General features: G+C 64.5%; 11 protein-coding genes. 3 read left to right on the top strand and 8 right to left on the bottom strand.

What is annotated here, in order from left to right; all coding sequences use genetic code 11:
• Positions 1 to 24 precede the first annotated feature (24 nt).
• The 7 genes from QM672_RS09735 to QM672_RS09705 form a co-directional block, all read right to left on the bottom strand.
• Positions 25 to 978, bottom strand: a complete 954-nt coding sequence (locus QM672_RS09735; protein ID WP_415082215.1) for an SIS domain-containing protein — start codon at positions 976 to 978, stop codon at positions 25 to 27.
• A 37-nt stretch (positions 979 to 1,015) separates the two neighbouring features.
• Complete coding sequence (locus QM672_RS09730) at positions 1,016 to 1,873, bottom strand: carbohydrate ABC transporter permease (RefSeq protein WP_415082213.1); 858 nt, start codon at positions 1,871 to 1,873, stop codon at positions 1,016 to 1,018.
• A gap of 3 nt (positions 1,874 to 1,876) precedes the next feature.
• Positions 1,877 to 2,794 (bottom strand): sugar ABC transporter permease, encoded by a 918-nt coding sequence (locus QM672_RS09725; RefSeq protein WP_311939704.1) that lies wholly within the window; start codon positions 2,792 to 2,794, stop codon positions 1,877 to 1,879.
• Entirely contained in the window at positions 2,791 to 4,050 is a 1,260-nt protein-coding gene (locus QM672_RS09720) for an ABC transporter substrate-binding protein (protein ID WP_311939702.1), read from the bottom strand. Before QM672_RS09720 ends, QM672_RS09725 begins: the two co-directional genes overlap by 4 nt.
• Before the next feature lie 23 nt (positions 4,051 to 4,073).
• Complete coding sequence (locus QM672_RS09715) at positions 4,074 to 5,045, bottom strand: N-acetylglucosamine kinase (RefSeq protein WP_415082210.1); 972 nt, start codon at positions 5,043 to 5,045, stop codon at positions 4,074 to 4,076.
• Positions 5,045 to 5,842 carry a DeoR/GlpR family DNA-binding transcription regulator gene (locus QM672_RS09710; protein WP_311939699.1) on the bottom strand — a complete coding sequence of 266 codons (798 nt, stop codon included), beginning with the start codon at positions 5,840 to 5,842 and terminating at the stop codon, positions 5,045 to 5,047. The genes QM672_RS09715 and QM672_RS09710 overlap by 1 nt, the downstream gene beginning before the upstream one ends.
• A gap of 289 nt (positions 5,843 to 6,131) precedes the next feature.
• Positions 6,132 to 7,010, bottom strand: coding sequence for a helix-turn-helix domain-containing protein (locus QM672_RS09705; protein WP_415082208.1), 879 nt, complete (start codon positions 7,008 to 7,010; stop codon positions 6,132 to 6,134).
• Between the two features lie 159 nt (positions 7,011 to 7,169).
• Between QM672_RS09705 and QM672_RS09700 the strand changes: the two genes are divergently transcribed.
• A complete protein-coding gene (locus QM672_RS09700; protein ID WP_415082206.1) occupies positions 7,170 to 8,486 on the top strand; it encodes an alpha-glucosidase/alpha-galactosidase in 1,317 nt (438 codons plus the stop codon).
• A 186-nt stretch (positions 8,487 to 8,672) separates the two neighbouring features.
• Here QM672_RS09700 and QM672_RS09695 read toward each other — a convergent pair whose 3' ends face one another.
• Positions 8,673 to 9,443: a FadR/GntR family transcriptional regulator gene (locus QM672_RS09695; protein ID WP_415082204.1), complete on the bottom strand. Its 771-nt coding sequence runs from the start codon at positions 9,441 to 9,443 to the stop codon at positions 8,673 to 8,675.
• A 270-nt stretch (positions 9,444 to 9,713) separates the two neighbouring features.
• Between QM672_RS09695 and QM672_RS09690 the strand changes: the two genes are divergently transcribed.
• Together QM672_RS09690 and QM672_RS09685 are read left to right on the top strand one after the other, a co-directional pair.
• On the top strand, positions 9,714 to 10,694 hold the full coding sequence (locus QM672_RS09690; RefSeq protein WP_311939691.1) for a substrate-binding domain-containing protein: 981 nt from the start codon (positions 9,714 to 9,716) through the stop codon (positions 10,692 to 10,694).
• Positions 10,695 to 10,841: 147 nt separating this feature from the next.
• A complete protein-coding gene (locus QM672_RS09685; protein ID WP_415082201.1) occupies positions 10,842 to 12,371 on the top strand; it encodes a sugar ABC transporter ATP-binding protein in 1,530 nt (509 codons plus the stop codon).
• The last annotated feature ends 6 nt before the right edge of the window (positions 12,372 to 12,377 follow it).

Raw genomic sequence — 12,377 nt, 5'->3', positions numbered from 1 at the left:
GGAAACTTGGCGAAAGCGCGGTCTTCACGCCAGCTTGACCACCTTGGTCAGATGCCGGGGTGCCACTGTATCGACATTGCGGCGTTGGGCGACACGCTCGCCCAGGAGCTGAAGCGCGGGCAGGCAGACCAGGCCGCGCAATTCGTCGGCGACGTCGAGATCGAGGGAAATGTCGCCCGGTCCGCCCAGACCGACCACGAGGGCGCCCTTCTCGCGCAGCTCCGCCACGAGCTGGGCCTCCTCCTGGGCGGTGCGCGGATCGTAGAGCATGACCACGAGCGTCTGTTCGTCGAGCAGGCTGACCGGACCATGCCGGTATTCGAGCGGATGGAAGGCCTGGGTATAGCTCTGGCTCATTTCCTGAAGCTTGAGCGAGGCTTCCAGGCAGACCCCGTACTGCGCGCCGCCGCCGAGATAGACGAAATGGCTGCGGCCGGCGAGGTGTCCTGCCAATCGCTCGTCCAGGGCTTTCGCCAGGCTTTCGGCCTGTTCCGTCACGGCGGAGGGGATCGCCACGCCTGCCATCCTCAGGCCGAGCAGCAGCATCAGCGAGGCCGAGCTGGTCATGACGATACCTTCTTCGCCATGGGTCGGCGTGAAGGCGAGATGATCGGCTTCGCGCGCGAGGGTGCTCTCGCGTTCGCAGGTCAATGCCGTGACCGTCAGTCCGGCGTCGCGGCTGGCGGCTGCAGCTGCGACGGTTTCGGTGGTCTCGCCGCTACGCGAGAGTGCGATGACATGCGCACCGGCGGGATCGGGCAGATAGGCCTCGGGACGTCTCAGCCATTCGCCGCCCGGCACGGCGATGGCCCTGCGGCCATGGGCGTTGAAGACGGCGGCAAGCGAGACGGCAAGGTTATAGGAGGTGCCGCAACCGATGATGACGGTGATCGGCGCATCGATCGCGGGAAGCGCTGCCCCAAGGCCCTGCTGCCAGAACGGGAATTGTTCGAAGATGACACGCTCGGTGACGTTCATGACTATACTCACTGGGTTGGATAGGTTCGGTGGTCGGTCACTTGACCGCGCCGGCGACGAGGCCGCTGACCAGGTACCGGTTGAGGAAGATGACGATCAGCGTCGGCACGATGATCGCGACCGAGCCGGCCGCGTTGATCAGGCCGTAATCGACGAAGTTCTTCGTCGCGAATTCGGGGACGAGGATGGTGAGCGGCTTGGTTGCCATGGTGGGCGAGAAGATCAGGGGCACCATGAACTGGCCCCAGGCGCCCAGGAAGGTGATGATGGCGGCGGCGACCAGCCCGGGAGCCGCCATCGGCAGCACGATCCTGGCCAGGATGTAGAGCCGGCTCGCTCCATCGATCTGGGCTGCCTCCTCGATGGAAAGGGGCAGGGACTGATAGACGCTGCGCATCAGCCATAGCGACAGCGGCAGGAAGGCCGAGACATAGATCAGCGTGACGCCCAGATAGGTATCGACCAGGCGCAGTGTCGTCATGATCCGATAAAGCGGGATCAGCACCGTGTATCCCGGTATCGCAAAGGTGGCGACCACGAGGATGAAGATCACCGTGCGCCCCGGGAAGTTCAGGCGCACGAAGGCATAGCCTCCCGCCGCCGCCAGGGCGACGCACAGGATGGTCGCACCGAGGGACGTGACGATACTGTTGACCAGCGCGGCCCGGAATTGCTGCCAGACCATGGTATCATTGGCCATGGTGGTGCCAATCCCGAACAGCTTGGCATAGTGCTCCAGGGTGAGCGTCTGCGGAAAGAAGTGCACCGTGCTGGCGGTGAGGTCGGGTGTCGGCGTCAGGCTTGTCGCGAAAGCCCAGTAGACCGGTACCAGTGACCACAGCACCAGGACGGAGCAGGCCAGCATGAGACCGAAACGGGAAAGGAGGGCGCGCATGGGTCAATCGAGCCTGGTTTCGCGATAGACGCGTGAAACGAAGACGAGCGAAACCGCCAGTGAAATGAACATGACCAGCACCGACAGCGCCATGCCCCGCGAAAAGCGCAGGTTCTGGAAAGCCTCCAGATAGACCTGGACCAAGATGGAGCGGGTATCGAGGCTGGAGCCGGCCAGGATCCACACTTCGTCGAACAGGTTGAAGGCCGTGACCGTCGATTGCGCCAGGGCGATCGCCAGGCCGCTGCGAATGAGAGGCAGCGTCATCATGCGAAAGAGCTGGAAGCGATTGGCGCCGTCGATCCGGGCGGCCTCGTAGATATCCTTGGGGATCGATTGCAGGGCCGCCAATACGATCACGACCGTCAGCGGCATGGTCCGCCAGACATGCACGACCGTGACGAGGATCAGGGCCGAGCTGCGATCGTTGAACCAGACATGCCGGTCGAAATCAAAGCCGATGGCCGTGAGGAGGCCGTTGAGCAGGCCATGGCTGGGATTGTAGATCCACTGCCAGACGATGGCGTTGACCACGCCCGGCAAGGCCCAGGGCAGGATCACGATTGCCAGGAGCCAGCGCCGGCCGATCGTCAGCCTGTTGAGCAGCACGGCCGCAGCCACGCCGCCGACGGTCTCCAGAGTGACCGCAAGGACGACGTAGAAGAGCGTATTGGCCCAGGCCGTCAGGGCGTTCTTGTCGGTGAACAGGGCCGTGTAGTTGGACAGGCCGACGAAGGGGGTGCCCGCCTGCATCGGATCGACCCGATGCAGGCTCTGCCACATGGTGGCGATGACTGGCCAGATCACCAGCCCGATCATCGTCGCGACGATCGGAGCGGCGAGCACCAGCCCGAGCCAGGCGTCGTTCCTGGCACCGCTGTTCCGCTCCGCGCTGGCCCGGGTCAGAGCCGTCACGCTCATTGCTGCATGGCTCGCTCGGTTTCATCCGCGATCTGCTTGAGCGCATCATCGACGCTCAGCTGGCCCTTGGCAGCCTGGTTGATGGCCGTATACACGGCGGAGCTGAACTGGGGATACCAGATCGGCGTTCCCTGCGGGAACAGGCCGCCGGCCGTAGAGGCCTGCTCGATCAGGACCTTGCCGCTTTCGAGCTTGCCGGCCTTGTTCAGGTCTTCGAGCGCCGAAGTGCGTGTCGCCAGCGTGCCGGCTTCCGTATAATTCTTGAGCTGTTGCTCCTTGGCGCTCATCCATTTGACAAAGGCCAGCGCCGCCTCTTTTTTCTGGGACGTGACGGGAATGCCCATGGCCTCGGGCAGGCCCAGGCTGCGTGTCACGCCGCTTGCGGTCGGGAAGAGGGCAGCCACGGCCTTGCCGGCGACCTTGGATTTGCTGGCGTCGTTGAAGAGGGCGAGCCGGCCGACCTCGCCGCAGATCTCCATGCTGACCTGACCATCCATGAAGAGCTGATGGACGTCCATGTCGATGAGGCCGGGTGCGGCGGGATCGACCAGGCCCTGCTTGAGGGCATCGATCTCGAAGGCGAGGGCCTTGTGGCCCGCCGATGACGGGTCGGTGAACAAGGGCTTGAAGTCCTTGTCGAAGAGTTCGCCGCCAAAGGCCTTGGTGAGGAGATACCAGGCGGTCGAGGTGCCCTCCGCGGGGGACAGGGGAATGCCGATCGGGTATTTGGAAACACCCTTTTCCTTGAGGGTCCGCGCGGCAGCCAGCAATTCGTCGAGCGTCTTGGGCATGGCCGTGATGCCGGCCTTGTCGAAGTGCTCCTTGTTGACGATGAGAACGCGGAAATCATTGTTGTAGGGCAGGGCGATCAGCTTGCCGTCATAACGGAAGATCGGGCTGGTCGCGATGTCCTTGACCGTGGCCTCGTCGAGCAGGCCATCGAGGGGGGTATACCAGCCGGCCGCGCCGAACTGGCCGGTCCACGACCAGTCCACTTCGGTGACGTCGGCCGGCGCGCTGCCTGCGAGCAGGGACGTGACGAGCTTGGCTCGGATGTCGTTCCAGGACAGCGACTGGAGATCGACGTGAATGCCGGTCTCCTTCTCGAAATCCTCCGCCAATCCAGGCCGCTGACCGGAAGGCAGCAGGACCGAGATGCTTTGCCCTGCCAGGGGCTTGGCGTCGTCCGCCCAGACCGGCTGGGCCAGCATCAACGCAGAAAGTGCGACGAACGCACGCAATCCGTGCCGTAACATGTCAATGATCCCTCTTTGTATGGTCAGCTGCGGCCATTCCTCGCGCGGCTTGCATGTTCTGTGATCGAGGCGCGCAGGCGCTCGATCCATGCTTGATCCACGGGCCAGTCGAGGTCTTGCGCGGCGCGCAGCAGCGCGCCGCCAATCGGAGGAAGCCGCGGCGGCATGGGAGAGACCCCCACACGAGCCGTAACCTTCGCCAGTACATGCCCGCTGGCGAACACGCCGCCGGCATAGCTCCAGGATCGGCACGTCTTGGCATCCATGCGGCGCCAGGCCGCCCCGACATGGCGGGCGAGATGTTCGGCGGCCTCGTCGAGGATGGCGACGGCGGTGGCGTTGCCTGTCTCGGCCAGGCGATCGACGAGGACCGACAAGGCTGCGATCTGGGAACGAGGATGGGATAGCTCGACGTGCCATTGCAGCAAGGCGTGCGGGCGATCGGCCCGATCGAGCGCCAGGAAAGCGAAGAAGGCGTCGGCCAAAGCCGGTGCTGTCAGGCGTCCGTCGAGGGCCTGGCTGACGCGGGCGATCGTCTCCCGACCGATCCAGAAGGCGCTGCCCTCGTCGCCGAACGCATCGCCCCAGCCCCCGACGCGCAGGTCGTTGCCATGCTCGTCGCGGGCCCAGGCCATCGACCCCGTCCCCGCCAGGATCAGGACGCCGGGCCCGCCGGCAAAGGCTGCAACATGCGCCGCTTCGACATCATTGAGGATGGCGTGGGATTGCCCAAGCGCCGACGCGGCTGCCTGGTTCTGGGACTGCGTCACCGCTGCAATCTCGCCATAGGCCGGGAGCGCCAGCACGGCATGGTCGCAGGCCTGGGCAGCCGCACCGGCCGCCCGGATCTGTGCCTCGAAGCCGGCGAGCCAATCGGGATTGTCGACCGGGTTGATGCCGGCGCCTTCCAGCCAGGTGCCGATCACGCCGTCCCGGCTTGCTGTCGCCAGGATCGTCTTGGTGCCGCCGCCGTCGATTGCGAGGATCCCGGCCATCAGGAAGCACCTGCCGGCACGTCCACCAGGGTGAGCGGCACGCCGACCTCATGCAGCTGCGTTTGCCAGTCCGAAGACAGGCTGGCATCGGTCATGATGCTGATCGAGGGGGCGAGCGGGGCCACCGCGTAAGTGGACATCACCCCGAACTTGCTCGAATCGGTGACGATGAAGCGCTTCTCGGCGCGCTTGAGCATGCGGGCGTTCAGGCTCGCCTCGGCGCTGTCGACACTGTAGATCGTGGCATCCGGGCCGATGGCGCTGACGCCGAGGAAGAGCTGGTCGAACCACAGCCGCTCCAGCATCGCCTCTGCTTCCGGTCCGACCAGGGACGCATTCTCGTTGCGCAGCTGACCGCCGATCACGACCACGCGCAGCTTGGGTACATCCAGCAGTTCCTGGGCCACCAGGAGGCCATTGGTGAACACGGTCATCGGTATCGGATTGATGCGCAGGAGCCTTGCGAGCTGGCGCACCGTGGTGCCGGCATCCAGGAAGATGGTCGCGTGCGGGGCGAGTTTTTCATAAGCGGCCGCGGCAAGCGCCCGCTTGGCTGCCAGGTTCCGGCCCTCGCGTGCGCTGAAGGCAACCTCGACGCTCGACCCTTCCGCAATGCGCGCTCCGCCATGAGCCCGGTCGATGATGCCCTGCTCCTCGAGGATCTGCAGGTCGCGGCGGATGGTGGCGAGCGAGGCGCCTGCGGCATCGGCCAAAGCCTGAATCGTGGAGGGACCATGCGTGTAGAGATGGCCGCGGATCGCATCGAGGCGTTCCAGTTTGCTCGACCCCTGAGACATGCCTTCCCCGCTACAATGGCAGGTCACAACCCGCTCCAATAAAATCAATGAATGCCAATAAAACGACAGAGTCAATCAAGATTATGATTTTTTATGATTTTATTGAACCCAGAAAGGATGGGTCGGAAGCGTTCCGGCAGCGCCCTCTTCGCTGCGGGGGGAGCCGCAGCAAGCTCTCCGGATCGGCCGTCGGACATGTGATCGGTGGTGGGATAGCGGTTGGAACGTAGCGGGCGCCAGGGGTCGGCCGGCTCGCGTCAAGGCTCGGATCGGCTCTTCAGCCTTGCCGTCAACGCGCGGAGAGCTGGCTGCGGAACTGGCGCGGCGTCACGCCTGTGCGGAGCTTGAAGACGTCGTAGAACCGGCTGGCCGAGCCGAATCCGCAGGCATAGGCCACGTCCAGGATCGGCTGGTCCGTGTCGGCCAGCAGATGCAGGGCCCGGCTCAGGCGAAAGCGAACGATGTATTCGTTGATCGACATGCCAAGAACCCGTCGGAACGCCGATGTGGCGGTGGTCTGATGGATCCCGAGCGCAGCAGCGATCGTGGCGATGGAAAGCTCTTCGCCAAAGCGCAGATTGATGATCTCGATCATCCGCTCGGCATGGTCGAGCGACGGGGATCGGCCGTCACGGCACTCACCACCCTCGCGTCGGGCGGAATCGCTCGCCTCGAGCGGATCGAGTGCCAGGCGGCGCACGCGCAGGCAGGCCTCGTCCAGGAGCAGGCGCCGCCGGGCGGGATCGGCGCCTGGCCATTCGTCGACCCAGCGCTGGAATGTGCCCGCATCCGTCGTCTGGATCTGTGCCGCTTTCAGGAAGGCGCCGTGCATGACAGCTTTCCGGATCGAGCCTGCGATGGGCAGCGCCATGAAGTCCTGGAAGGGGATGTAAAGGCAGATCAGCCTGGAGCCCGGCGCGACCTCGATGGCCCGGTGCGGGATCGCGGCCCAAAAGAGCGCAAGCCGCCGCGCTTCCACGGTTTCCTGCCGTCCCTGGAAGAGATAGGTCATTCGTCCTTCCAGCAGCAGGTTGAGCTCCACATGATCGTGCCAGTGCGCCGTCGCCATCGCGCCGGCGACGTGGCTCTCGACATGGAAGGAGCTGCCGTCGAACAGGTCGGCCCAACCGGCGTGCTCGTCTTGAAAGGCCGGTGATTGCCTCGCCATGGCTCGCGAACTCGATGCTTTGATTCCGGAATAAGTCGTCCGAAAGCCGGAAGACATCCTGTTTTCATGAATGGAATAAAGGCCGCCTTCCAGTCAACCGGCAAGCAGGATCTGCCCTGTGCGGCCCGGTGATGTCCCAACCAGCAAGGATGCCCTCCCTTGACCAAGATCTGCCTCGTCGGTGCCGGAAGCACGGTCTTTGCCCAATCGATCCTGAGCGACGTGCTCAGTAACGGTGTGTTTGCCGATTGTGTGATCAGCCTGCACGACATCGACGGCGAGCGCCTGAAGACCTCCGAGATCGTCGCCCGGCGCATCTGCGAGGGGCTGGACCTGCCGCGCGTGCGCATCGAGGCCACGACCGAGAGGCGCGTCGCGCTCGCCGGCGCGAATTTCGTCATCCTGATGATGCAGGTCGGGGGCTATCGACCCGCGACGGTGGTCGATTTCGACATTCCCAAGCGCTATGGCCTGCGCCAGACCATTGCCGATACGCTGGGCATCGGTGGGATCTTCCGAGGCCTTCGCACCATTCCGGTCCTGCAGGAGATCTGCCGCGATATCGAGGATCTGTGCCCCGATGCGCTCCTGATGAACTACGTCAACCCGATGGCGATCAATTGCTGGGCGATCGGCGAGATCGCGCCGGAGCTGCGCACGGTCGGGCTATGCCACAGCGTGCAGCACACCTCGGCGCATCTCGCCCGCTGCCTCGGCGAGGATATCGGCGATATCGACTATGTCTCAGCCGGCATCAACCATGTCGCCTTCTTCCTGAAATTCAACAAGCGCCACCGGGACGGCAGCACCGAAGATCTCTATCCTCGCCTCAAGGCGCTGGCGGCGGATGGCAAGGTGCCGCCGGACGATCGCATCCGCTTCGACGCGCTGCGGCGCCTCGGCTATTTCGTCACCGAGTCCTCCGAGCATTTCTCTGAATATACGTCGTGGTACATCAAGCGCGGGCGCGACGATCTGATCGAGCGCTACGGCATCCCCCTCGACGAATATATCACCCGCTGCGAGGATCAGATCGCCGGCTGGAACAAGCTGCGCGCCGAGCTCGAGGGTGGAGCGCCCGTGGAGATCTGCCGCAGCAACGAATATGCCGCCGGCATCATCCACGCGCTGGTGACGGGCCAGCCCGGGCTGATCTACGGCAATGTCCGCAATCAGGGGCTTATCGACAATCTGCCGCCCGACTGCGTGGTCGAGGTGCCCTGCCATGTGGACCGCAACGGCATCCAGCCGATCAAGGTCGGTTCTCTCCCGCGTCAGCTCGCGGCCGTGATCAGGTTGAGCACCAATGTGCAGGAACTGACGGTGTATGCGGCCCTGGAACGACGCCGCGAGGCGGTCTACCAGGCGGCATTGCTGGACCCACACACCGCGGCGGAATTATCGCCGGACCAGATCTGGCATCTGGTCGACGATCTCATCGCCGCGCATGGCAATCTGCTGCCGGCCTATCGCTGATGTTTGGGGCCCGAATGGGCCGGTGCGGTGCAGGTCAAACCGTAAAAATGCGGGGCCAGGGCCTGGAGATTGCGCTCGCCATTTTTGATTATCGCTGCTTGCATCCCGGCCTGGATGGGCTTCACCGCCGAGCCCATCTATTCGGTTCTGTTGCGGCCTGCGCGAAGAGCGTCGGGATCTGAACTTTTATGTGGGCGCCTTGGCCTGGCGCAACGCTTCGGTGATCTCGTCGCGGGCCACGTCGATCAGGCGCATCATCGCCTGCCGGGCCGTCTCGGGCTCGCGCAATCGGATGGCATCGAACACGGCCCGATGCTTCATGATGGCATTTTCATGGGACTGGCTCGCCCGGTTGGTGAGACGAAAGCTCGCCAGCAGGGCGGCGCGAATGGCGGTGGCGAACTGGCGATAGACCCAGTTGCCGCTCGCATTGATGATGGCCGTATGGAAGTCGAGGTCGGCCCGGCTCCAGGCTTCGTTGTCGCGCGAATTGGCCTCGACCATTTCTTCCAACGCATTGGAAATATGCAGCAATTCCCGGGCGCCCGCATGAGCGGCGGCGAGCGCCGCGGCCGCCGGCTCCAGCAATTGGCGCGCCTCGATCAGGGACACATAGAACCGCTCGTCCGTGCCGAATTTCAGCACGGCGTCGAGCACGAGCGGATCGAGATAGTTCCAGTTCTCGCGCGGCAGCACCGTGGTGCCGGCCCGGGTCCGCGAGCGGATCATGCCCAGGGCGGACAGATACTGCATGGTCTCGCGCAGGCTCGTGCGGCTCACGCCCAGCTGCTGCGTCAGCTCCGCCTCGTTGGGCAGGGTCGCGTTCTCGGGAAACTCGCCTGAAACGATCTTCTCGACGAATTGCCGCAACAGGGCTTCCCGGACGCTGCGCTTGCCGTGGGCGGCGATCGGATTGCCATTCTCGGTCAGTGCCGAGCCGATCCTGATGTCAGTCACTTTCAGTTCCCTCACGCCGCGACTTCGGCACCGGCAAGGCTATGCGAGGCGAGCTGGAAAACAAAATCACGCCAGACGCAACGCCGCTCGCCTTGCCAAGGGCGCCTGGCCACACATTTCTGCGCGTCCCGATGCGAGTCGAAAATAAATAGTATTTATCTTGACAATAATACGATTATTTTTATGGTGCCGCAACCAGGCATGCCGCGGCTTGCAGGCTCGATCCGGCGTTGCGGGGCTGGCCAACGATCAAAAGACGGGGAGGAACCGATGAAGCTTTCGAAATTCGCAGTGATGACGGCTATTGCCGCTTCCATCTGCGCCGCGGCCGGAAGCGCGCTGGCCGATGGCAAGGACCTTAAGGTCGGCGCCATCTATATGGATGCGCAGGGTTTTTACGCGGGCGTTCGCAAGGGTATCCAGACCGGCGGTGCCGAGGCAGGGCGCAAGCTCGACATCGTGGAGACCAACGCCCAGGGCGACGTGACCAAGGAAGCCTCCTTCATCGACTCGCTGATCTCGGCCGGCGTCCAGGCCATCATCGTCTCTCCGGTCTCCGCCGACGGCTCCTATCGTGCCATCCGTCGGGCGCATGATGCCGGCGTTCCGGTGGTCTGCTACAACACCTGCCTGAACGAAGCCGACATGAAGGAATATGTCTCGGCTTATGCCGTCGGCGATCCCTATGATTTCGGGCACAAGCTGGGCGAAGTGGCCGGTGAGTACTTCATCGCGCAGAAGAAGGATTCTCCCAAGATCGCGGTGCTCAACTGCGAGTTCGTCGAGGTCTGCGTCACCCGTCGCAAGGGCTTCGAGGAGGCCCTCAAGGCCAAGGTGCCCGGTGCCCAGATCGTCGCCAACCAGGAGGGCGCGATCCTCGACAAGGCCGTCTCGGTCGCCAGCACCATGCTGTCCTCCCATCCCGACCTCGATGCCTTCTTCGGCGAGGCGGGTGGCGCCACGCTCGGCGCGGCGCGTGCCGTCAAGAGCCAGGGACGCGTCGGCAAGACCGTGGTGTTCGGGGGTGACATGACCACCGAGATCGCCCAGGAACTGGCCGACAACTCCGTCATCAAGGGTGTCGTCGACATCTCGGGCCAGGGATTGGGCAAGCTCGCCCTGGCCCAGGCGATCAAGTCGATCGACGGCCAGCCGCCGGCGGGCATCAAGGTCGCCTACGACATCGATGTCTACAAGAGCGCAGCGGACGGGCAGGCCTGGCTCAAGGCGCATGCCGACGGCATTCCCTAAAGCGTTTTGCGATTTGGTGGAATCACCAAGAGACGCAAAGACGCGTCAGAACAAGGAGTTAGAGCAATTAAGCGTTCACGCTTGAACGCGCTTTGCTCTAGGGATCGCCTGAGGTCTTCCCCGTTGCGGCCAGGCAAGGATAGCGACATGACGCCAGCCATTTCCCCAGGCCCGTTGGCCGACGCCGAACGGGTTGCCTCCATCCGCAATTGCACCAAGCACTATCCCGGCGTGCTGGCGCTCGACGACGTCACCTTCGAGGTGGCGGCCGGCGAGGTCAGGGCCCTGCTGGGCAAGAATGGTGCCGGCAAGTCGACCCTGATCCGCCTGCTCACCGGTGCCGAGCTGCCCGACAGCGGCCTGGTCGAGATTGCCGGCCAGGCACTCGGCCAGACCGGCTCCGCCCGCGCACAGGCCGCCTTCGCCAGCGGTGTGCGTGTGGTCTATCAGGAGCTCAGCCTGGTGCCCGGGATGTCGCTGGCCGAGAATTTGTTCCTCGGCCACTGGCCACGCCAGGGCGGTGTCATCCAATCGGCGCGGATGGAGGCCGAGGCCGCCGAGGCCATGGCAAGGCTGGGGCTCGACCTGTCGCCCAGGCGGCTCGTCGCCAGCCTTTCGCCGGCCGAAAGGCAATTGCTGGAGATCGCACGTGTGCTGATCGGCAAGCCCCGGCTGGTGATCCTGGACGAACCGACCAGCTCGCTTGCGGCCGCCGAGGCCGAGCGGGTGATGGCGGCGGTGACACGCATCGCGGCGGAAGGCATCGCCGTGATCTATGTCAGTCACCGCATGAACGAAATCCGCCGGGTTGCGCACAGCGCCACGGTGATGCGCGATGGACGGGTGATCGATACCGTCGACGTGAAGGGGGCGGACACGCGCCAGATCGTTCGCCTCATGCTCGGCTCGGAAAGCGGGCCGGCCGCACAGCTGGAGAACCGGGTCGCGGACAACACCCTGCTCGAAGTGACGGATCTCGCTTTGGCGCCGAAACTGTCATCCGTGTCCTTTCGCCTGCGGCAGGGCGAGGTCCTCGGCATTGCCGGGCTCCTGGGATCGGGGCGCACCGAACTGCTGCAGGCCATCATGGGCGTGCGCAGGGCCGACCGCGGCGAGATCCGCGTGGACGGCAAGCCGGTGACGGGCGCGCGCTATCGCCAGATGGTCGAGCGCGGCTTCGGCTACACGCCCGAAAGCCGCAAGGAGGAAGGTATCGTTCCCTTGCTCGGCGTCGACGAAAATACGCTGGTGACGGATCTTGCCGCCGTCAGCCGTCGCGGCGTGCTGTCCTCCAGCCTGATGGCGCAGGCGACCCGCCGGATCATCGAGCATCTCCATGTGAAGACCGCCCGCACCGACACCCCAATCGGCACTTTGTCGGGCGGAAACCAGCAGAAGGTGGTGATCGGCCGCTGGGTGCATGCGCGCAGCCGCGTGCTGCTGCTCGACGAGCCTACCCGCGGCGTGGACGTGGAAGCCAAGTCGCAGATCTACGCCATCATCCGGCAGCTTGCGGCTGAGGGCTGCGGCATCGTTTTCGTCTCCAGCGAGATCGAGGAGCTGCCGCTGGTCTGCGATCGCGTCCTCGTGCTGCGCGAGGGTCGGCTCGCCGAAGAATTCACTGCGCCCGAGATCGATCAGGATGCCGTCATGGCCGCCTGCCTCACCGGACACTGACGAGGA

This window comes from Labrys sp. (in: a-proteobacteria), from assembly GCF_047605565.1.
GTDB lineage: Bacteria > Pseudomonadota > Alphaproteobacteria > Rhizobiales > Labraceae > Labrys > Labrys neptuniae.
This window is presented reverse-complemented; position numbering and strand designations above follow the sequence as displayed.